This window comes from Variovorax sp. 05T418 (assembly GCF_056396385.1).
Map to the genome: position 1 here is coordinate 191,395 of NZ_JBFTLJ010000002.1, position 19,252 is coordinate 210,646.

Genomic DNA, 19,252 nt, shown 5'->3' on the forward strand with positions numbered 1-19,252 from the left:
GTTGAATCAAAAAATCCGGGTCGTCGTTTCTTCGTCTCGGCGGAATGCAGCGCGCGACTCGCATGCCCTCAACAGCAGCTGCTGCGGCGTCGAGACGCGCCACGCGCGCGCCGCTTCAGCCGCATTCCCCGCCGCATGGCCGCCATAGCCCCAGGCCACCAGCGCCGCCGGACAGCCTGCGGCCTGCGCCGCGAGCAGGTCGGCCGGGCCGTCGCCCACCATCAGCAGGCGCGCGGGTTCCACGCCCAGCTGGCGCGCCGCGGCCTGCAGCAGGAGCGGCGCGGGCTTGCGCTGCGCCGCGGTGTCGGCGCCATGGACCCCCGCCATTGCCGGCAGCAGACCGGCTGCATCCAGCACGGCGCGTGCCAGCGGCGTCGGCTTGTTCGTGACCACCACCATCGGCAGCGTGCGGCGCAGGCCCGCGACGAGTGCGGCGATGCCCTCGAACACGCTGCCGAACTTCAGTGGCGCCGCCAGCGTGGCGGCATCGAAGGACTTGCGCAGCCGGCCGCGCAGCGCCTCGCTGCCGCCGAGGCCGTGCTCGCGCAGCGCCTGCAGGATCAGCGCGTCGGGGCCGTCGCCGATCCATGCGCGCACGGTGTCCAGCTCGAAGCAGGCGAGCCCGGCTTCGTCGAGCGCGAGGTTCAGCGCCTGCCGGATGTCGGGCGCGCTGTCGACCAGCGTGCCGTCGAGATCGAAGGCGATCGCATCGATGCCGCACAGCTCTTCTTTCGTCATGCGGGACGCCCTTCCATGGACTCGCGGCCCTGCAGCGCCGCTGCGCGGATGGCGCCAATCGCTTCGCGGTAGCGGCCGCCGTTGAACACGGCCGAGCCCGCCACCAGCGTGTCGGCCCCGGCGGCGCCGACGCGCGCGGCGTTGTCGGGCTTCACGCCGCCATCGACCTCCAGCCAGATCTCGCGCCCGCTCGCATCGATGCGGCGGCGCACCGCCTCGATCTTCGGCAGTACGCTCTCGATGAAGCTCTGGCCGCCGAAGCCCGGGTTGACCGACATCAGCAGCACCAGGTCGAGCTGGTCCAGCACATGGTCGAGCACCGCGAGCGGCGTGGCAGGGTTGAGCACCAGGCCGGCCTTGCAGCCGCTGTCCCGGATCAGCCGGGTGGTGCGGTCGATGTGCTCGCTGGCCTCGGGGTGGAAGGAGATGATCGAGGCGCCGGCCTGCGCGAACATCGGGATCAGCGCATCGACCGGCTTGACCATCAGGTGCACGTCGATCGGCACCGTCGCATAGGGCTTGATGGCCTCGCAGACCAGCGGACCGATTGTCAGATTTGGAACATAGTGGTTGTCCATGACATCGAAATGGATCAGGTCGGCACCGGCCTCGATGACCGCCGTGACCTCTTCGCCGAGCCGCGCAAAGTTGGCCGACAGCAGGCTGGGCGCGATGCGCATGGCGTTTCTTGTGTTCTGCATCTAGGAGTTCTCGCGGTAAAGCGCCTGCACGGTATTCAATGGCGGGGCCACCGTGGCCATTTGCAACAGTTCGTCGATGCCGAGCCACGCCGCGGACTCGAGGCGTCCGCCGGGTTCGCCGGCCAGCGGCTGGCTGGGGTCGCCCAGGCTCGGCAGCACCAGGCCGGCACCGCTGAAGTCGCTGCCCTCGGTCCAGAAGGTGGGCGTGACCAGCGTCCAGAGCCCGGCGCCCAGGGCCGAGCGCAGCCCGTTTGGCGAGTCCTCGATGGCGATCGCGCGCTCGGGCGGCACGCCCAGCGTCTCGAGCGCCAGCAGGTAGATGTCGGAGGCGGGTTTTTTCGCGCGCACCTGGTCGCCGCAGGCGATCACGTCGAACATCGTGAGCCCGCGCGGGCCCAGCGTGGCCTGCAGCAGCGCGTCGATGTTGACGGCCGTGGTGGTGCTGGCAATGGCCAGGCGCAGGCCGGCGCGCTGAGCCTCCTCCAGGAAGCGCAGCACGCCGGTGCGCAGCTCGATGCCGCCGCGCCGCGCGATGTCGGTGTAGTGCTGCGTCTTGGCCGCATGGATGGCCGGCACGCGTTCATGCAGCCGCTTCTTCTCGGATGCGCCGAGCGGCAGCGAATCGACATAGGCCTTCATGCGCTCCTTGCCGCCGGTGACCGCCAGCAGCGCGCGGTATTCGGCCTGGCTCCAATGCCAGCCGAGCCCGAGCTGCTCGAACGCCAGGTTGAAGGCCATGCGATGCACTTCCTCGGTGTCGGCCAGGGTGCCGTCGACGTCGAAGACCAGGGCTTCGATGCTCATCTCTTTTCTCCTTCGGCCTGCGCGGCCTCCGCCGCCGGATGGAAGACGCGGCTGGCCAGGATGTCCTGCGCCTGCAGCGTGCAGAGCTGCTCGCGCGTCAGCGCCGCGTCGCTGCCGAACAGGCGCGTGGCGTGGCGCAGCCGGATGCGGTCGAGCGCGTTGCGGATCGATCGCGCATTGGCAAAGTGCGGCTGCTGCCGGCGCAGGCTCACGTAGCGCGAGAAGGTGGAGGCCGCGCCGTCGTCGAAGCTGTAGTTCAGCCGCCCCAGCATGAGCTGCGCGATCTGCATCAGCTCGGCCTCGCTGTAGTCCGGAAAGTCGATGTGGTGCGCAATGCGCGAGGCCATGCCCGGGTTGCTGCCGAAGAAGGTCTCCATGCGGTCCTTGTAGCCCGCAAGAATCACCACCAGGTCGTCGCGCTGGTTCTCCATCACCTGCAGCAAGATTTCGATGGCCTCCTGCCCGTAGTCGCGCTCGTTCTCGGGCCGGTAGAGGTAGTAGGCCTCGTCGATGAACAGCACGCCGCCCATCGCCTTCTTGATCACTTCCTTGGTCTTGGGCGCCGTGTGGCCGATGAACTGGCCCACGAGGTCGTCGCGCGTCACCGCCACCAGATGGCCCTTGCGCACGTAGCCCAGCTGCTTGAGCACCTCGGCCATGCGCATCGCCACCGTGGTCTTGCCGGTGCCGGGGTTGCCCGTGAACGACATGTGCAGCGAAGGCGGCTGCGACTGCAGCCCCTGTTCCTGGCGCAGCTTGTCGATCAGGAGCAGCGCCGCGATGTCGCGGATGCGGCCCTTGACCGGCGCCAGCCCGATCAGCTCGGCGTCGAGCTGGTCGAGCAGCGCCTTCACGCCCGAGGACTCGAAGAGCTGCCTTGGCGCCGTGGCAGTGGCCGCGGTGGCGGGAGTTTCGGTGGCGTCCATGCGTGCCTCTTGCAATGCGCGTGCGACAGGTTTCGATCAGTACCGGCTGCCTTCGGGCCGCGCCTGCACCGCATAGCTTTCGAGGCTGTAGCGGATCGTGCGGCCCGGCTCCTCGGTGCGGATCAGGCGGAAGCCCGGTTCGTTGGACGGCCGGTTGACGATGAAGGACATCACGACCGACTCGGTGCCGTGCGTCGAGTCGAAGGCCGTCACGCGAATGTACTGCTGCGGAAAGGTCTTGCGGCAAGCCGCGAGTTCGAGCATCACGCCGGCCGCATCCTTGATGTCGAACATCGGGTTGCCGAACATCTCCCAGAAGGTGTTGCGCGGATGCGGGTCGTCGGTGTATTCGAGGCCGATGGCCCAGCCCTTGTCCAGGCAGTACTCGACCTGGCGGCTGATCTGCTCGTCGCTCAGGTCGGGCAGGAAGGAAAAGGTGCCTTGTGTGATTCGCATGTCTGTTGCTCCTGGAACTTGAAAAGACGGGTTCAGGCCACCGACGGCGTCGGCACGTAGTCCGAGGTATCGGTGGAGGCGTAGTTGAAGGAGATCTCGCCCCAGGTGTCGAGCGCGGCCGCGAGCGGCGTGCACCACTTGGCCGCGTCGCGCAAAATCTGCGGCCCCTCGTTGGCGATGTCGCGGCCTTCGTTGCGTGCCAGCACCATGGCTTCGAGCGCCACGCGGTTGGCCGTGGCCCCGGCCTGGATGCCTTGCGGATGCCCGATGGTGCCGCCGCCGAACTGCAGCACGACGTCGTCGCCGAACAGGTCGAGCAGCTGGTGCATCTGGCCGGCATGGATGCCGCCCGAAGCCACCGGCATCACCTTGCGCAGCGCGCCCCAGTCCTGGTCGAAGTAGATGCCGCGCGGCAGGTCGACCTTGGTGTGCGTGTCGCGGCACACGTTGTAGTAGCCCTGCACCGTCATCGGGTCGCCTTCGAGCTTGCCCACGGCCGTGCCCGCATGGATGTGGTCCACGCCTGCGAGGCGCATCCACTTGGCGATCACCCGGAAGCTCACGCCGTGGTTCTTCTGGCGCGTGTAGGTGCCGTGGCCCGCGCGGTGCAGGTGCAGGATCATGTCGTTCTGGCGGCACCAGTTGCTCATCGACTGGATGGCTGTGTAGCCGATCACCAGGTCGACCATCACGATCACCGAGCCCAGCTCCTTGGCGAACTGCGCGCGGCGGTACATCTCTTCCATGGTGCCGGCCGTGACGTTCAGGTAGCTGCCCTTGACCTCGCCGGTGGCGGCGCTGGCCTTGTTGACCGCGTCCATCACGAACAGGAAGCGGTCGCGCCAGTGCATGAAGGGCTGCGAGTTGATGTTCTCGTCGTCCTTCATGAAGTCGAGCCCGCCGCGCAGGCCTTCGTACACCACGCGGCCGTAGTTGCGGCCCGAGAGCCCGAGCTTGGGCTTGGTGGTCGCGCCCAGCAGCGGCCGGCCGAACTTGTCGAGCCGCTCGCGCTCCACCACGATGCCGGTCGGCGGACCGGGGAAGGTCTTGACGTAGGCCACCGGGAACTTCATGTCCTCCAGCCGCGCGGCCTTCAGCGGCTTGAAGCTGAAGACGTTGCCGATGATGGAAGCCGTCACGTTGGTGATCGAGCCTTCCTCGAACAGCGAGAGGTCGTAGGCCACGTAGCAGAAGTACTGGCCCGGGTTGTTGGGCACCGGCTCGACCTTGTAGGCCTTGGCGCGGTACATGTCGCAGGCCGTGAGGCGGTCGGTCCACACCACGGTCCAGGTGGCGGTGGACGATTCGCCGGCCACTGCCGCGGCAGCCTCGATGGCGTCCACGCCTTCCTGCGGCGTGATGCGAAAGAGCGCGAGGATGTCCGTGTCCTTGGGCACGTAGTCGCCGTCCCAGTAGCCCATCTGCGCGTACTTGAGCACACCGGCCGAGTAGCGCTTCTTGGCGTCGGTGATCTGGATTGCTTCGTTCATGTTGCCCATGGAGTGCCTCTCAAAAAGAAGGGGGGTGGTGCTGTCTGGTGAAGTGAATGTAGGCCGCATGAAAGATAAAGAAAAATTAAATCTTTTGACATTCACATTTGCCAAACCTAATATCACTGCATGCCCCTTTCCAAGCACGCGAGCTTCAGGCAGCTCGCCACCTTCCACGCCGTGGCGCGGCTCGGCAGCGTTTCACTTGCTGCAGATGAAATGCACCTGACGCAACCCGCGGTGTCGATACAGATCGGCACACTCGAGGAGTCGGCCGGCACGCCGCTTTTGCAGCGCACGGGCCGCGGCATCCGGCTGACCGAAGCGGGAGAATTACTGGCGGGCTATGCCGGCCGCATCCTCGACCTGTGGCGCGAGGCCGGCGACGAAATGGCCATGCTGCAGGGCGTGTTCTCGGGCACCTTGCGCGTGGGCGCCATCACCACGGCCGAGTACCTGCTACCGCCCATCCTCGTGAACTTCGCCAAGGAGCATCCGAAGGTGAAGGTCAAGCTGCAGGTCGGCAACCGCGACGAGATCGTGCGCATGCTCGCGGGCCAGGAGATCGACATCGCCATCATGGGCCGCCCGCCCGCGGAGCTGAAGACCGACTCCAGCCCCTTCGCCAAGCACCCGATGGCCTTTCTCGCGGCGCCGTCGCATCCGCTGATGTCCGCCGCCAAGCCGAGCATCGCGCTGCTCTCGGACACGCGCATGCTGGTGCGCGAGCGCGGTTCGGGCACGCGCACCACGGTCGAACGCTTCTTCAAGGACCACGGCCTGCCGCTGCGCATCGGCTCCGAGCTGTCGAGCAACGAGGCCATCAAGCAGATGTGCGCCGCGGGCTTCGGCATTGCGTTCTTGTCGATGCACACCTGCGTGCTCGAGATGAACGCCGGCCTGCTGGGCGTGCTGCCGGTGCCGGGCAATCCGGTGGTGCGCGACTGGTACGTGATGCACCTGGCGTCGCGGCAATTGCCGCAGGTGGCGCTGGCCTTCGAGGAGTATTTGCGCACGCATGGCCAGGCGCAGATCCAGAAGCAGCTCGGCACATTGCCAGTGGCCCGTGCCGCTGCAAGAAAGCGCAGCGTGCGGCGCGCGGCCTGAATCTTCGGGCGCGCGGGCTCAAACGCCCAGCTGCACCCGCATGCCGATCCACACCGCGCGCGGCGCGCCCGGCGCCACGAACTGCGCGTTGCGCCATGCATCGGGCGCCAGCACCGCGCCGCTCGCATCGAAGCCGCTGCGGCCCAGCTGGCCGGCGGTGGCGTAGCGGCGGTTGAAGACGTTCGCCACCTTGGCAAAGAGCTCCACGTTGGGCCCGAGCTTCCAGCGCGTCGTGAGGTCGAGCAGCGCGTAGCCGCCGATGCGGCCGCTGCCGCTGAAGTCGGCCCCGTCGGGCGCGTGCAGGCCGTTCTCGTTGCCGCGCACCGTCTGCTTCGAATAGACGCGGTACTGCGCGCCCAGCGTCCACTCGGGCGTCACGCGCCAGTCGACGTTGAGCTTGAGCGAATGCGCCGGCAGCCCCGGCAGGCGGTCGCCGCGGCGCACCGCGATCTCGCCCTCGCCGGTGCAGGCGGGGCTGGTCTCGGCACTGCTGTTGGCCTCGGCCACCAGGCAGGCCGGCGAGTCGTACCTCGCGCGCAGGTAGCTGTACGACAGCGACCAGTCGACGCGCTCGGTCTGCTGCGAAAGCCCGAGTTCCACGCCCTGGCGCAGGGTGCGCCCGAAGTTGCTGAAGTAGCCGCGCGAGAGCCCGCTGCTCACGAACAGCAGGTCGTCCTTGTTGACGGTGCGGAACACCGAGGCATTCCACCGCATGCCTGGCTCGAGCGTGCCGCGCAGCCCGGTTTCGAAGGTCTGCGACACCACCTGCTTGAGCGGCGGGTCGGACTGCAGCGCGTTTGGCAGCACGCAGGCGTTGGCCGGATCGGAGCAGCCGAGCTCGATCGGGCTCGGCGCGCGGCTGCCCTGGCTCCAGCCCGCATAGGCCGTGAGCCGCGGCGTGGCCTGCCAGGTGAGGCCGATGGCGGGATTGAACTTCTTGTAATGGCCTTCGCCATCGAGCCGGGTGGACAGGCCGAGCAAGGCGCGCCCATCGTCGCGGGTGGTCACGCGGGTGTCGTTGTAGCGGCCCGAAAGGCTCAGCTGCAAGTTCGGCTGCAGGCTCACCAGGTCGGAAAAATAGATGCTCGCGGTGCGGCTCTTGCCCGCGAGCAGCGCATCGACTTCGGCTTCTTCCTGCGGCACCACCGCGCGCGTGGAGTCGAGCAGGCCCTCGGCCTCGGTCTGGCGGAAGTGCGTGCGCGCACGGTCCACGGAGGCGCCGAAAGTGAGCTGGTGAATGCCCGCCGTGTAGGTCGACTGCAGCGCCACGCCTTCGCTGCGCTGGCGCGTGTAGGTGCGGTTCTCCACGCCCGTGGCTTCGTTGTCCGGCGGATTGAAATCGTCGTTGAGGTCGCCGTTGAGCGTGCTGTAGCGCGAGCGCCGCGAGTAGGCGGTCATGGAGATCGTCTGCACGTCGCTCAGGCGGTAGCTGGCATTGAGCGTGAGCATCGACATGCGGTTTTCGGTGCGGTCGGGCCGCGTGTACACCTGCTTGCGGTTCTGCATCAGCATGGACTCGGGCAAGAGGCCGTTGCCGATCATCCGGTTGTCGCCGTGGGTGAAGCTCAGGTCCCAGGAGAGCTTTCCGCTGTCCTGCCCGACCTTGGCAAACAGCTGGCGCACGCGCGAGGGCGAGAAGTTGCGCCAGCCGTCCTCGTTGAGGCCGCCGAGCGCAAGGAACAGGTGGCCGCCTTCGGCGAGCTTTCGGCCGTGCGTGAGCTCGGTGCTCACACGGCCGAAGGAGCCGGCCTGCAGTTCCAGCTCGGTGCCCGGATGCGTGTCGCCGCGCTTGGTCTGCAGCGACAGCGCACCGCCGAGCGTGTTGAGGCCGAACAGCGGGTTGGAGCCCGGCAGCAGCGTGATGCTCGAGATGGCGGCCTTGGGGATCAGGTCCCAGTTCACCACGTCGCCGAAGGGCTCGTTGATGCGCACGCCGTCCTGGTACACCGACAGCCCCTGCGGCGTACCGAGCACCGGGCTCGCGCTGAAGCCGCGGTAGTTCACGTCGACCTGGAACGGATTGCCCTGGATCTCGTTCACGTTCACGCTGGGCAGCTGCGTGGCCATGAAGTCCGGCAGGTTCAGGCTCTGCGCGCGGCGCAGCTGCCGGTCGTCGGCGGTCTGCACGTTCGACGGGATCTGGTCCTTCGGCACCTCGATGCCCGGCACGGGCGTGGTGGCGACCACCTCCACGGCCGGCAGGCTGCCCGGCTGGGCCGCGGCGGCCTCCTGCGCCTGGCCGGGCATGGGGCAGGCAGCGGCCGCCACGGCAAGGCCGATCAGGCGGCGGGACCTCGGCTTGTTCGGTCGGCTCACGGTGTTCTCCCCCTCAAGTGCCGGTGCGCGCGAGGCCCAGCTTTTCGACGATGGCGCGCTCCTGCGCGAAGATTTCGCGGCACGACTGCGCATAGGCCTCCGGGCCGAGGTAGTCGGCCTCCTGGTCGTACTTGGCGAGTTCGTCCTTGAAGCGCTGGTCGAACATGGCTTTCTTGAAGGCATCGTGCAGCACCGCCACCACGCCGCGCGGCAGGCCGCGCGGCCCCGCCAGCCCGTAGGGCGACTTGGCCACGATGTCGAAGCCCAGTTCGCGCAGCACGGGCACCTGTGGCCAGCGCTTCGAACGCTCACCCGAAAAGATGGCCAGCAGCCGCAGCGTGCCTGCATCGACCGCCGGCCCGAAGCCGGTGGAATTGACGCCGGCCATCACCTGCCCGCCCGCAATCGCGTTGAGCTGCTCGGACGTGCCCTTGTACGGCACATGGATGTAGCGCAGGCCGCGCGCCGTGAACAGCGTCTCCAGCACCATGTGCGGCGTGGTGCCGATGCCGTTGGTGGCAACGGTCAGCTCGCCGGGCCGGGCGCGTGCGAACGCGAACATGTCTTCGAGCGAGCGCATCGGGCTGCCGGCCGCGACCAGCATGCCGAAGGTGACGCTGGACACCTGGATGATCGGCGTCACGTCGCGGATCGGGTCCCACAGCACCTTCTGCGTGTGCGGCGCGCGGAACACCGGCTGCGGCATCTGGGCGATGGTGTAGCCGTCGGGCCGCGCCTGCTGCAGCACCGGCATGGCCAGCGTGCCGCCGGCGCCGCCGCGGTTTTCGGTCAGCACCGGCTGCCCGAGCGGCACCGAGGCCAGCTCGGCCAGGATCCGCAGCGAGATGTCGGTGGCGCCGCCCGCGGGCCAGGGCACCCACAGCGTGACGGGGCGCGAAGGAAAGGGCTCGGTCGAGGCCATCGCCCGGGCCAAGGGCAGCGCGCCCAGCGCCAGCGCGCCGGCGCCGCGCAGCAAGCTGCGCCGGGTGGAACCGCCCTGCCCGCGCGTGGTGGCCCGCTTCCGGCTCATGGCCCGCCTCCGCCGCGCTTGGTGAGGCCGCCGAAGCCGCGTTGCGGGTCGTAGCCCCAGCAGGCGAGCCCGAAGAAAACCACCAGGCAGCCCAGCACCACATAGGGCGCCACGCCCGGGTCCTTGCCGTAAAGCGCAAAGCGGACCCACTCCACCGCGTAGGTGAAGGGATTGAAGCGCGCGAGCTGGTACACCCATTCGGCGCCCGATTCCTGCAGCTTCCACAGCGGGTAGAGCGCGGTCGACAGGAAGTACATCGGGAAGATGACGAAGTTCATCGTGCCCGCGAAGTTCTCCAGCTGCTTGATGTGCACCGACAGCAGCAGCCCGAGCGCGCCGAGCATGAGCGCGCCGGCCGCCAGCGCCACCAGCGCATGCAGGGCCGAGAGCGACAGCAGCGGCAGCTCGGTGCCGATCAGCGCCGCCACCACCACGAACACCAGCGCCTGCAGCACCGACAGCAGCGCAGTGGCGCAGAGCTTGGAGAACAGGAGCCAGGGCCGCGGCAGCGGCGCGGTGAGCAGCAGGCGCATCAGGCCCATCTCGCGGTCGTAGACCATGGCCAGCGACGACTGCATGCCGTTGAACAGCAGCACCATGCCGACCAGCCCCGGCACGATGTAGACGTCGTAGGGAATGTAGGTGTCGTAGGGCTCGACGATCGCCACGCCGAAGACGTTGCGGAAACCGGCCGCGAACACCGCCAGCCACAGGAGCGGCCGCACCAGCGCCGACACCAGCCGCCCGGTCTGCTGCGAGAACTTGTAGAGCTCGCGCAGCATGATCGCGCGCATCGCCTGCAGCGCGTGGCCCATGCCGCGCCGCGCCAGCGGTTCGGCCTGCCCGTCCGCGGGCTTGGGGGTTTCTAGCGCGCGATCGGACATAGCTTCTCCGGGGCATCGGCGCCCAGCGTGTCGAGCACGTTGCGCGGGTGCAGCACGCCTTCGGCCGGCGCCTGCGCGATCACGCCCTGCCCGTCCGTCAGCAGCATGGGCTGGCGCAGTTGGCCGTCCCAGGCGCGGAAGCTCAGGCTGGTGCCCTTGGAGCCGTCGAGCGTGCTCTTGCCGATGGCCTGGGCCCAGGCCGCGTTCGGGCCCTTGGGCGCGGCAATGGCGGCGGCTGCCAGGGTCTTGCCGGCCATCCACGCGGCCCAGTCCTGCGCGGTCATCGGGCGCTTCGCGGCCTTGGCGAATCGGCGCGAGACCTGCGGCGCGCCATAGCGCTCGAACTGCGCATGCCAGGCCAGCGCCACCAGCCCGCCGTCGCCCACCACCGGCCGCGGCAGCACGGTGCGGTAGGGCAGCATGCGGGCGAATTCGCCGTCGCTGTCGACCACCCACACGGCGTCGTAGCTGTTGCCGGCCGTGAGCAGCAGCGGGTTGGCCAGGTCGCGCTCGCGCGGATCGGCCGAGAGCTTGAACGGCTTGCTGGCCACCACCTGCAGGCCGTAGCGCTTGATCGAGGCCTGCACGGTGGCCGCGCGCAGCGCGTCCTGCGGGCTGCCGCCCACCAGCAGGAGCAGCTTGCTCCATTTGCGCGACACCAGCGTCTGCGCCAGCGCATCGCTGCGCATGCGTTCGCTGGGAATCAAATGGAACACGCGGGCGCGGCAATCCTGCTGGCGCAGCCGGTCGGAGGCGTCGCCCAGGTTCAGCACCGGCAGCTTCACGGCATCGGCCACGGCCAGCGTCCATTCGGCCGGCAGGTCGGTCAGCAGCACCGCGGCGCCGCTCTTCTCGGCCGCCACGGCCGCGGCGCGCGCCGCCTCGAGGGTCGCGGCCGGCGCGCTGGCCAGCGACACTTCGGCGCCGGCGGCCTCGAGTTCGAACTTCGTCTCCTCGAGTGCAACTTCGAGCCCATCGGAAAGCGGGCCGCCCGGGTGCCCCAGGTAGGCACGCTCCACGCGGGAACGCTCCAGGCGGGGATCGTCGTCCGGCGTGATCAGCGTGGCCTTGAGCACGGCCGCGCCCGCCGCCGCCGGCGCCACGAGCGCCACGGCCATCCACCACGCGCCCGCCAGCCAGGAAGCCGTTGCGCGCATCCTCATTCGACGATCACGAGCCCATAGGGCACGCGCCCTACCGGAACGCTCTTGATGGCCTTGGCGCCGGCCACGTCGACCACCGTCACGTCGTCGCTCAAGCCGTTGACCACGTAGAGCCGCGCCTGCGCCTTGTCGAGCGTGACGTTCCAGGCCCGCTTGCCGACCAGCACCAGCGAGCCGACCTTGCGGCTGGCCACGTCGACGAAGGCCACGTGGTTGGCGCGGCCCAGGCCCACGAAAGCCCGCTTGCCGTCGCTCGTCATCTGGATGCCCACGGGCGTGATGTCCTCGGCGCGCGCGCCCTTCACCTCGAACTTGAGCGTGTCGATCACCTCGTTCGTCGCAGTCGAGACGATGCTGACGCTCGCGCCCAGTTCGTTGGTGACCCAGAGCTCCTTGCCGTCGGGCGTGATGGCCATGCGCCGCGGGCGCTTGCCGACCTTGATGTTCTTCACGACCTTGCCGCTGGCCGTGTCGATCACGTGCACCAGGCTCGCCACCTCGGACGTGATGTACAGCGTCTTGCCGTCGGCGCTGACCTTGACGCCTTCGGGCTCCGCGCCCACCTTGACCGAGCGCAGCTTCTTGCCGCTGGCCGCGTCGATGAAGCTGGCCTCGCCCGCATCCTCGTTGGAGACGTAGATGACCTTGCCGTCCGGCGACAGGTCGAAGGCCTCGGGCTCGTCGCCCAGCGGAATGCGCCGCACCGACTTGCCGATCGCGGGGTCGATCAGGTCGGCCTGGTTGGAATCGGTGCAGGCCACCATGATCTGGCGCTCGGGCGTGAGCTGGATATGGCGCGCGCGCTTGCAGGTCGGGATCGTGCCCTTCACGGCCAGGGTTGCCAGGTCGATCATCGTCAGCGCGCTGTCCTTTTCGCTCGACACATAGGCGGTGCCCTGCGCCAGCGCGGCGGCGCTCGCGGCGGCCAGCGCGAGCGCGCTAGCGGCCGCGCGGACCAGGGTGCGCGCAGGCGGGGGCAGGAAGGGTTGCGGCATGCGATGTCTCCATTCTTTTTGGCTCGGATCGTTCTTGGTTCAGGCGGTGCGCGCGATGAAGCCCGCCTCCAGCGTGGCGCCGCCAAGGCTCTGGCCCACCTGCGCCGGCGTGCCGTCCGCCAGCAGCTGTCCCTTGTGCAGCACCAGCACGCGGTCGGCCTCCTCGGCCTCCTCGACCCGGTGCGTGGCCCACAGCACGCACACGCCGCGCTCGCGCACGTCCGCATGCAGGGCCGCCAGCAGGTCCTGGCGCGACCTGGGGTCGAGCCCGACGGTGGCTTCGTCCATCAGCAGCACGGCCGGCCGGTGCAGCCCGGCGCGCGCCAGCTCGACCTTGCGCCGGTTGCCGCCCGAGAGCTCGCGCACCTTGCGGTCGAGATTGGCGTCGATGTTCAGGCGCTCGCAGGCCGACGCGATGCGTTCGGCCGCAAGCCGCCGCGGCAGGCCATGCAGGTCGGCCTGGAACAGCAGGTTGCGCCGGATGCTCAGGTCCAGGTCGAGCGACATCTGCTGGAACACGACGCCGATGTGCCGCAGCGCCGCCGTTGCCGAGCGGCGCAGCGAATGGCCGGCCACCTCGACCTCGCCTTCGTCGGCCGCGAACATGCCCGTGAGCACCTGGAACAACGTCGACTTGCCCGCGCCGTTGGGCCCGAGCAGCGCCACGAACTGGCCCGCAGGCAGATGCAGCGACAACGACTGCAGCGCCGTGCGCGTGCCATAGCGCTTGGTTAAGTCGATGGTTCGCAGCATGTAGATCGATGGGATTCGCCGGGCTTTGGGTGTCTCAATGGTAGGGGCCGTTTGCCTTCGAGCCGCAAATTCCGTGCCTCTGGAATTCGAGGGTTTTCACTGTGATGCATTGCCATTCGTTGGCCCGCGCGAAGGCCTGCGCAGCCCGATGCGCGCCATGCCCGCAAGACATCCGTCACGTCGCGCGAGACACTTTGCGTCAAATTTGATGCGCACAAGATGCAGGGCTACGGCAATGCGTGGCGGGCGGCCCCGGCCAGCACACCGAACGCTCGGGATTTCCCTAGGTCCGGACCGCGTTGCAGCACGCCGCCGCATGCTGTGCAAGGGCCGCCGCGTGCATGCCTCTTCCGAGTGGAGCCGCCTGTCTTTGCATGGAGCGCGCATCGGCTGCCGAAGTGCTCCACGCTGGAACCGGCAGGCATGGATGTTGCGGACCGCAGCATTCGCCAAGGTGATCGAAAGATCCGCAGGCTGCCGCCATTGACCATGTTCAAAACCCACTGAAATGTGAGGAGACATCTATGAAGTTTTCCAGGCAGATCGCCGGCCGTCTCGTACGGCATATCGGCGTCGCGATGTTGGCTCTTCCGGCCTTGGCGCTCGCCAATGCCGACGTCGAGAAAAACATCGCCAACTCCAAGAACTGGGCCACGCAAGCGGGCGATATGTTCAACCAGCGATACAGCAAGTTGAATCAGATCACCAAGAGCAACGTGGGCAAGATGCAGGTCGCGTGGACCTTCTCCACCGGCGTGCTGCGCGGCCACGAGGGTTCGCCCCTGGTGGTCGATGGCGTCATGTACCTGCACTCGCCGTTCCCGAACAAGGTGTTCGCGCTCGACGTCGAGACCCAGAAGATCCTGTGGAAGTACGAACCCAAGCAGGACCAGTCGGTGATCGCGGTCATGTGCTGCGACACGGTGAACCGCGGACTTGCCTATGCGGAAGGAAAGGTCTTCCTGCAACAGGCCGACACCACCCTGGTGGCGCTCGACAGCAAGACCGGCAAGGTGGTGTGGACGGTGAAGAACGGCGATCCGAAGGTCGGCGCCACCAACACCAACGCACCCCACGTCTTCAAGGACAAGGTCATCACCGGCATCAGCGGCGGCGAGTTCGGCGTGCGCGGCTTCCTGGCGGCCTACAACATCAAGGACGGCAAGCTGGCGTGGAAGGGCTTCAGCACCGGCCCCGACGAAGAAATGCTGATGGACCCGGCCAAGACCATGACCTGGACCGACGGCAAGATGGCGCCCGTGGGCAAGGACTCTTCGCTGAAGACCTGGAAGGGCGACCAGTGGAAGATCGGCGGCGGCACCACCTGGGGCTGGTACAGCTACGACAAGGCGACCAATGCCGTGTACTACGGCACCGGCAACCCGTCGACCTGGAACCCCTCGCAGCGACCCGGCGACAACAAGTGGTCCATGAGCATCTGGTCGCGCGACGTCGACACCGGCAAGGTCAACTGGGTCTACCAGATGACGCCCTATGACGAATGGGACTTCGACGGCATCAACGAAATGATCCTGGCGGACATCAACGTCAAGGGCAAGCCGACCAAGGCGCTGGTGCACTTCGACCGCAACGGCTTCGCCTACACGCTGGACCGCGTGACCGGCGCGCTGCTGGTGGCCGAGAAGTACGACCCCAAGGTGAACTGGGCAACGCACGTCGACATGAAGACCGGCCGGCCGCAGGTGGTGGCCAAGTACTCCACCGCGCAGAACGGCGCCGACGTCAACACCAAGGGCATCTGCCCGGCGGCGCTGGGCAGCAAGGACCAGCAACCGGCTTCCTACGACCCCAACACCAAGCTCTTCTACGTGCCGACGAACCACGTCTGCATGGACTACGAGCCGTTCAAGGTCGAGTACACGGCAGGCCAGCCGTACGTGGGCGCCACCCTGTCGATGTACCCCACGCCGGGCAGCCATGGCGGCATGGGCAACTTCATCGCCTGGGATGCAGGCACCGGCAAGATCGTGCAGACCAAGGCCGAGAAGTTCTCGGTGTGGAGCGGTTCGCTCAACACCGCGGGCGGGATCTCCTGCTACGGCACGCTGGAAGGCTACCTCAAGTGCGTGGATGCCAAGGACATCAACAAGGAGCTGTTCAAGTTCAAGACCCCGTCGGGCATCATCGGCAACGTGTTCACCTATGAGCACAAGGGCAAGCAGTACGTCGGCGTGTTCTCGGGCATCGGCGGCTGGGCCGGCATCGGCATGGCTGCGGGCATCGACCCCGAGAAGAGCACCGAAGGCCTCGGCGCCGTCGGCGGCTACAAGGACCTCGCCCAGTACACCGAGCTCGGCGGCTCGCTGACTGTCTTCGCGCTGCCCAACTGAGGCGTTACTACCGAGGCGTCATTGCATAGTTAGACGCAACATGCGAACCGGGAGAGCACTCGCTCGAGGGCTCTCCCCCACGCACTTTCAAAAGATACCGGAGACCCAGGAGCCATGAAATTTCGTAAGTCAACGTTGCTGCCTTCCCTCGTCCTGCTTGCCGGCGTGGCCTGCACACTGGCCATTGCCGCGCCAGACCCCGCGCCCTACAAGGTCACCGACGGCTACAAGGTGGATCCCGAAACCATGAAGGGTTTCCGCACCTGGCGCTCCGCGGCCTGCGACCGCTGCCACGGACCCAACCAGGAAGGCATGGTGGGACCGTCCCTCATCAACAGCCTCAAGACGATGAAGAAGGAAGACTTCATCAAGACCGTGCGCGACGGCAGGCTCGACAAGGGCATGCAGAGCTTCGGCAACAACCCGGCGGTGATGGAGAACATCAACCAGCTCTACGCCTACCTCAAGGGCCGGTCCGACGGCGCCATCACCCGCGCCCGAGTGGAAGAAAACAAATGACCACCCGGCAGCATGCTGCCAAGCCCCTTTCCATCGGCGCCCGCCTGCGGGCGGGCCTCCTGGGCGCAGCCTACTGCTGCGCGCTGGTTCCGGCCGCGGCCCAGGAGACCCCGCCGCGCAAGGCGCTGCGCGTCTGCCAGGACCCCAACAACATGCCCTTCTCCAACACCAAGGCAGAAGGCATCGAGAACCGCATCGCCGAGCTGTTCGGCAAGGCGCTCGGCCTGCCGGTCACCTACTACTCGTTCCCGCAGCGGCTGGCCTTCTTCCGCAACACGCTGCGCTTCAAGCTGCCGGGCCAGGACTACCCCTGCGACATCGTGATGGGCGTGCCCGTCGGTCTCGACGAAGTCTCGGTCACCAAGCCCTACTACCGCTCGACCTACGCGCTGGTCTTTCCCAAGGGCAAGGGCATGGACAACGTGGCCTCGGCGGAAGACTTCCTCAAGCTCGATGCGGCCAAGCTCAAGTCGCTGCGCATCGGCATCTACGACCGCTCGCCGGCCTCGCAATGGCTCAACAAGCACGGCCTGCTGGAGCAAGGCGTGCCCTACAAGCTCATGAGCGCCGACCCCGCGCAGTACCCGGGCGAGATCGTCGAGAAGGACCTGGCCGAAGGCAAGCTCGACGCGGTGGTGGTCTGGGGCCCGATCGCAGGCTACTTCGCGCGGCGCGTCAAGAACCCGGCCCTCGTGGTGGTGCCGCTCAAGTCCGAAAAGGGCGTGCGCCTCGACTACCAGATGGCCATGGGCGTGCGCTACGGAGAGCGCGAATGGAAGCAGCAGGTCGAAGGGCTGATCGAGTCCAAGGCACCCGAGATCCAGGCCATCCTGAAGGAGTTCGGCGTGCCGGTGGTCGATGCATCGTTCGGGGTTCCCACCAACTGAGTTGCCGTTCTTCGTTCTTCTTTCCCATGCGCTTCGCCATCGCCGCTTCGCTCTGCGTTCTTCTCTTGTCTACCCCGGCCTCGCAGGCCGAGCCCGACAAGCGCGACTTCTCGCCCGCCGAGCGCCTGCTGTTCATGACGCCGCAGCTCAAGGACCTGCAGGCGCCCATGCTGCTGCGCTACACCTTCGGCAAGACCGGCAGCTTCGAGGAAGCGTTTGCCGACAGCGTGACGGTGTCCCTGAGCGCCAAGGAAGATGGCCGCTGCTGCGACGCCAAGGGCGTGTTCCTGAGCGGCGCGCACAAGCTCCCGGTGCCCGACGTGCCGGCCGCCGAAGGCAATCCCGTGATCCTCTATTTCCTGGAGCACGACGTGCGCGAGATGAAGCGCCTCACGCGCGGCTCCGAATACCACTTCCGCAAGCGCATCCGCATGGGGATCTACCAGGACGCCGAAGTGCGCGACGTGTCGCTGCGCTACCAGGGCCGCGCCATCAAGGGCAAGGAAATCGTCTTCAGCCCCTTCCTGGACGACCCGAACCGGCCGAAGTACGAAAAGTTCGCAACCAAGACCTACCGCTTCACGCTGTCCGACGCGGTGCCGGGCGGCGTCTACGGCATTCGCACCTCCATTCCGGGCGACAGCGCCGCGGCCCAGCCCCTCATGGTCGAGGAGCTCCTGATCGACGGGGCCAAGGCGCCGGCGCGCTAGGTGCCTGTTGCCGCCCAAGAAATTCTTCCAGCGAACGCCATGAACAAAACAGTCCGTCTTCTTCTCTGTCTTCTCGGCCTGCCGATGGCCGTGCATGGCGCGACGCATGCCAACGACTTTCCCACGCTGGACCGCGTGCTGTACGTGCAGGAATGCATCGCGGCCCACCCCGATGCGGGCCACTTCGAAATGGCCAGCAAGTGCTCCTGCGCGGTCGACGCGCTGGCCAGGGAAATCAAATACTCGGAATACGTGGACCTGAGCACCGCGGCCAAGGCCACCACCATCGGCGGCGAGCGCGGCGGCTACATCCGCGATTCGGAAAAGCTGCAGGCCGACATCAAGCGCTACAAGGCGCTGCAGGCCAAGGCCAACAAGGGCTGCTTCATCGGCCCGCCGACCGCGCGCTGAGCCGCGTCCCGGGCACAGCGCCATGACAGGTACCGCGACACCTGTGCACGCCGGGCTTGCCGCGGTGCTGCTGCTGTGCAGCCCGGCCTGGGCCTCGCCGTTCGCCTACATCACCAACCAGGGCAGCCACGACGTGTCGGTGATCGACCTCGCCTCGCAGCAGGTGGTGGCCACGGTGCCCGTGGGCCGCTCGCCGGCCGGCGTGGTGGCGTCCAGCCGCGCGGGCCGGGCCTTCGTCTCCAACCCCGACAGCAAGACCATCTCGGTCATCGACATGCGCCAGCAGAAGGTCGTGAACACGCTGCCGGCCGGCGACGGGCCGGTGGGCATCGACATCTCGGCCGACGGCCAGCGCCTCTACGTGGCCGACTGGTACAGCGGCCGGCTGCTGGTGCTCGATGCGCAGGCCGCCGGCGCCGCCAAGCCGCTGGCTTCGATCGCGGTCGGCCGCGCGCCTGCCGGCGTGGCCGCGCATCCCGGCGGCACCGCCGTTTTCGTGGCCGAGCGCGACGACGACAGCGTGGCCGTGGTCGACACCGCCGCGCAGCGCGTGCTGGCGCGCGTGCGCGTCGGCAGCCATCCGTTCGCGCTGCTCTACGACGCGCCGCGCTCGCGCCTCTACGCGCTCAACGTGCAGAGCAACGACGTCTCGGTGGTCGACATGCGCGACATCCGCCGCCCGGCCGTGATTGCCACCGTGAAGGTCGGCAAGGCGCCCTACGGCGCGGCGCTGGCCGAGGGCGGCGCGCTGCTCTACGTGACCAACCAGCACGAAGACTCAGTCAGCCTGATCGACCCCGCCTCGCTGAAGCTGCTGCGCACCCTCCCCGGCTTTGCCTACCCCGAAGGCATTGCCGCGCACGGCGACCGGGTCTACGTCGTCAACTGGATGGACGACAACGTGCAGGTGCTGGACGCCGCGAGCGGGCAGAAGCTCAAGACCATTGCCACGGGGCAGAACAGCCGCGGCTTCGGTGCCTTCATCGGTGCGCCGATGGAGCCCTGACGTAT

19 protein-coding genes are annotated in these 19,252 nt (G+C 67.7%); 7 read left to right on the forward strand and 12 right to left on the reverse strand.

Annotated elements, in window-relative coordinates:
* Positions 1-6 precede the first annotated feature (6 nt).
* The 6 genes from AC1DMS_RS04230 to AC1DMS_RS04255 are packed head-to-tail and all read right to left on the reverse strand — an operon-like array spanning position 7 to position 5,124.
* Positions 7-738, reverse strand: a complete 732-nt coding sequence (locus AC1DMS_RS04230; RefSeq protein WP_478079993.1) for an HAD-IA family hydrolase — start codon at positions 736-738, stop codon at positions 7-9.
* Positions 735-1,439, reverse strand: coding sequence for a ribulose-phosphate 3-epimerase (gene rpe, locus AC1DMS_RS04235; protein WP_478079994.1), 705 nt, complete (start codon positions 1,437-1,439; stop codon positions 735-737). Before rpe ends, AC1DMS_RS04230 begins: the two co-directional genes overlap by 4 nt.
* Positions 1,440-2,243, reverse strand: coding sequence for an HAD-IA family hydrolase (locus tag AC1DMS_RS04240; protein WP_478180695.1), 804 nt, complete (start codon positions 2,241-2,243; stop codon positions 1,440-1,442). It abuts the gene before it with no gap.
* On the reverse strand, positions 2,240-3,169 hold the full coding sequence (cbbX, locus tag AC1DMS_RS04245; protein ID WP_478079996.1) for a CbbX protein: 930 nt from the start codon (positions 3,167-3,169) through the stop codon (positions 2,240-2,242). Before cbbX ends, AC1DMS_RS04240 begins: the two co-directional genes overlap by 4 nt.
* Before the next feature lie 36 nt (positions 3,170-3,205).
* Positions 3,206-3,625, reverse strand: coding sequence for a ribulose bisphosphate carboxylase small subunit (locus tag AC1DMS_RS04250; protein WP_478079997.1), 420 nt, complete (start codon positions 3,623-3,625; stop codon positions 3,206-3,208).
* Between the two features lie 32 nt (positions 3,626-3,657).
* Positions 3,658-5,124 carry a form I ribulose bisphosphate carboxylase large subunit gene (locus tag AC1DMS_RS04255; RefSeq protein WP_012748132.1) on the reverse strand — a complete coding sequence of 489 codons (1,467 nt, stop codon included), beginning with the start codon at positions 5,122-5,124 and terminating at the stop codon, positions 3,658-3,660.
* Between the two features lie 120 nt (positions 5,125-5,244).
* Between AC1DMS_RS04255 and AC1DMS_RS04260 the strand changes: the two genes are divergently transcribed.
* Positions 5,245-6,222 carry a LysR family transcriptional regulator gene (locus tag AC1DMS_RS04260; protein WP_478079999.1) on the forward strand — a complete coding sequence of 326 codons (978 nt, stop codon included), beginning with the start codon at positions 5,245-5,247 and terminating at the stop codon, positions 6,220-6,222.
* A gap of 18 nt (positions 6,223-6,240) precedes the next feature.
* Here AC1DMS_RS04260 and AC1DMS_RS04265 read toward each other — a convergent pair whose 3' ends face one another.
* Genes AC1DMS_RS04265 through AC1DMS_RS04290 form a run of 6 tightly spaced genes read right to left on the reverse strand, consistent with a single transcriptional unit; the run spans position 6,241 to position 13,363 of the window.
* Positions 6,241-8,538, reverse strand: a complete 2,298-nt coding sequence (locus AC1DMS_RS04265) for a TonB-dependent receptor (RefSeq protein WP_478080000.1) — start codon at positions 8,536-8,538, stop codon at positions 6,241-6,243.
* 13 nt (positions 8,539-8,551) lie between these two features.
* Positions 8,552-9,568, reverse strand: a complete 1,017-nt coding sequence (locus tag AC1DMS_RS04270; protein ID WP_478080001.1) for a tripartite tricarboxylate transporter substrate binding protein — start codon at positions 9,566-9,568, stop codon at positions 8,552-8,554.
* Entirely contained in the window at positions 9,565-10,452 is an 888-nt protein-coding gene (locus AC1DMS_RS04275) for an ABC transporter permease (RefSeq protein ID WP_018904567.1), read from the reverse strand. Before AC1DMS_RS04275 ends, AC1DMS_RS04270 begins: the two co-directional genes overlap by 4 nt.
* Positions 10,434-11,615, reverse strand: coding sequence for a type 1 periplasmic-binding domain-containing protein (locus AC1DMS_RS04280; RefSeq protein ID WP_478080002.1), 1,182 nt, complete (start codon positions 11,613-11,615; stop codon positions 10,434-10,436). The genes AC1DMS_RS04275 and AC1DMS_RS04280 overlap by 19 nt, the downstream gene beginning before the upstream one ends.
* The gene (locus AC1DMS_RS04285) at positions 11,612-12,610 is read right to left on the reverse strand and encodes a PQQ-dependent catabolism-associated beta-propeller protein (RefSeq protein ID WP_478080003.1); all 999 of its coding nucleotides are present in this window, start codon (positions 12,608-12,610) and stop codon (positions 11,612-11,614) included. Before AC1DMS_RS04285 ends, AC1DMS_RS04280 begins: the two co-directional genes overlap by 4 nt.
* A gap of 39 nt (positions 12,611-12,649) precedes the next feature.
* Positions 12,650-13,363, reverse strand: a complete 714-nt coding sequence (locus tag AC1DMS_RS04290; RefSeq protein ID WP_012748139.1) for an ABC transporter ATP-binding protein — start codon at positions 13,361-13,363, stop codon at positions 12,650-12,652.
* Between the two features lie 578 nt (positions 13,364-13,941).
* On the opposite strand from AC1DMS_RS04290, the gene AC1DMS_RS04295 reads away from it, so the two are divergent.
* The 6 genes from AC1DMS_RS04295 (at position 13,942) to AC1DMS_RS04320 (ending at position 19,247) form a co-directional block, all read left to right on the forward strand.
* Positions 13,942-15,714: a methanol/ethanol family PQQ-dependent dehydrogenase gene (locus AC1DMS_RS04295; protein ID WP_418147396.1), complete on the forward strand. Its 1,773-nt coding sequence runs from the start codon at positions 13,942-13,944 to the stop codon at positions 15,712-15,714.
* A 114-nt stretch (positions 15,715-15,828) separates the two neighbouring features.
* Positions 15,829-16,233 (forward strand): c-type cytochrome, encoded by a 405-nt coding sequence (locus AC1DMS_RS04300; RefSeq protein WP_012748141.1) that lies wholly within the window; start codon positions 15,829-15,831, stop codon positions 16,231-16,233.
* Positions 16,230-17,120, forward strand: coding sequence for a quinoprotein dehydrogenase-associated putative ABC transporter substrate-binding protein (locus AC1DMS_RS04305; RefSeq protein ID WP_478080004.1), 891 nt, complete (start codon positions 16,230-16,232; stop codon positions 17,118-17,120). The genes AC1DMS_RS04300 and AC1DMS_RS04305 overlap by 4 nt, the downstream gene beginning before the upstream one ends.
* A gap of 26 nt (positions 17,121-17,146) precedes the next feature.
* A complete protein-coding gene (locus AC1DMS_RS04310) occupies positions 17,147-17,830 on the forward strand; it encodes a hypothetical protein (protein ID WP_478080005.1) in 684 nt (227 codons plus the stop codon).
* A gap of 39 nt (positions 17,831-17,869) precedes the next feature.
* Entirely contained in the window at positions 17,870-18,241 is a 372-nt protein-coding gene (locus tag AC1DMS_RS04315; protein WP_038107147.1) for a hypothetical protein, read from the forward strand.
* Positions 18,242-18,263: 22 nt separating this feature from the next.
* Positions 18,264-19,247: a YVTN family beta-propeller repeat protein gene (locus AC1DMS_RS04320; protein ID WP_478080006.1), complete on the forward strand. Its 984-nt coding sequence runs from the start codon at positions 18,264-18,266 to the stop codon at positions 19,245-19,247.
* The last annotated feature ends 5 nt before the right edge of the window (positions 19,248-19,252 follow it).

What these genes read in the sequence shown, in the direction of transcription:
- AC1DMS_RS04295 (WP_418147396.1), top strand. Translation starts at nt 13,942, where the DNA reads ATGTTGGCTCTTCCGGCCTTGGCGCTCGCCAATGCCGACGTCGAGAAA.
- rpe (WP_478079994.1), bottom strand. Translation starts at nt 1,439, where the DNA reads ATGCAGAACACAAGAAACGCCATGCGCATCGCGCCCAGCCTGCTGTCG.
- AC1DMS_RS04285 (WP_478080003.1), bottom strand. Translation starts at nt 12,610, where the DNA reads ATGCCGCAACCCTTCCTGCCCCCGCCTGCGCGCACCCTGGTCCGCGCG.
- AC1DMS_RS04290 (WP_012748139.1), bottom strand. Translation starts at nt 13,363, where the DNA reads ATGCTGCGAACCATCGACTTAACCAAGCGCTATGGCACGCGCACGGCG.
- AC1DMS_RS04250 (WP_478079997.1), bottom strand. Translation starts at nt 3,625, where the DNA reads ATGCGAATCACACAAGGCACCTTTTCCTTCCTGCCCGACCTGAGCGAC.
- AC1DMS_RS04280 (WP_478080002.1), bottom strand. Translation starts at nt 11,615, where the DNA reads ATGAGGATGCGCGCAACGGCTTCCTGGCTGGCGGGCGCGTGGTGGATG.
- AC1DMS_RS04305 (WP_478080004.1), top strand. Translation starts at nt 16,230, where the DNA reads ATGACCACCCGGCAGCATGCTGCCAAGCCCCTTTCCATCGGCGCCCGC.
- AC1DMS_RS04255 (WP_012748132.1), bottom strand. Translation starts at nt 5,124, where the DNA reads ATGGGCAACATGAACGAAGCAATCCAGATCACCGACGCCAAGAAGCGC.
- AC1DMS_RS04315 (WP_038107147.1), top strand. Translation starts at nt 17,870, where the DNA reads ATGAACAAAACAGTCCGTCTTCTTCTCTGTCTTCTCGGCCTGCCGATG.
- AC1DMS_RS04310 (WP_478080005.1), top strand. Translation starts at nt 17,147, where the DNA reads ATGCGCTTCGCCATCGCCGCTTCGCTCTGCGTTCTTCTCTTGTCTACC.
- AC1DMS_RS04270 (WP_478080001.1), bottom strand. Translation starts at nt 9,568, where the DNA reads ATGAGCCGGAAGCGGGCCACCACGCGCGGGCAGGGCGGTTCCACCCGG.
- cbbX (WP_478079996.1), bottom strand. Translation starts at nt 3,169, where the DNA reads ATGGACGCCACCGAAACTCCCGCCACCGCGGCCACTGCCACGGCGCCA.
- AC1DMS_RS04260 (WP_478079999.1), top strand. Translation starts at nt 5,245, where the DNA reads ATGCCCCTTTCCAAGCACGCGAGCTTCAGGCAGCTCGCCACCTTCCAC.
- AC1DMS_RS04320 (WP_478080006.1), top strand. Translation starts at nt 18,264, where the DNA reads ATGACAGGTACCGCGACACCTGTGCACGCCGGGCTTGCCGCGGTGCTG.
- AC1DMS_RS04275 (WP_018904567.1), bottom strand. Translation starts at nt 10,452, where the DNA reads ATGTCCGATCGCGCGCTAGAAACCCCCAAGCCCGCGGACGGGCAGGCC.
- AC1DMS_RS04240 (WP_478180695.1), bottom strand. Translation starts at nt 2,243, where the DNA reads ATGAGCATCGAAGCCCTGGTCTTCGACGTCGACGGCACCCTGGCCGAC.
- AC1DMS_RS04230 (WP_478079993.1), bottom strand. Translation starts at nt 738, where the DNA reads ATGACGAAAGAAGAGCTGTGCGGCATCGATGCGATCGCCTTCGATCTC.
- AC1DMS_RS04300 (WP_012748141.1), top strand. Translation starts at nt 15,829, where the DNA reads ATGAAATTTCGTAAGTCAACGTTGCTGCCTTCCCTCGTCCTGCTTGCC.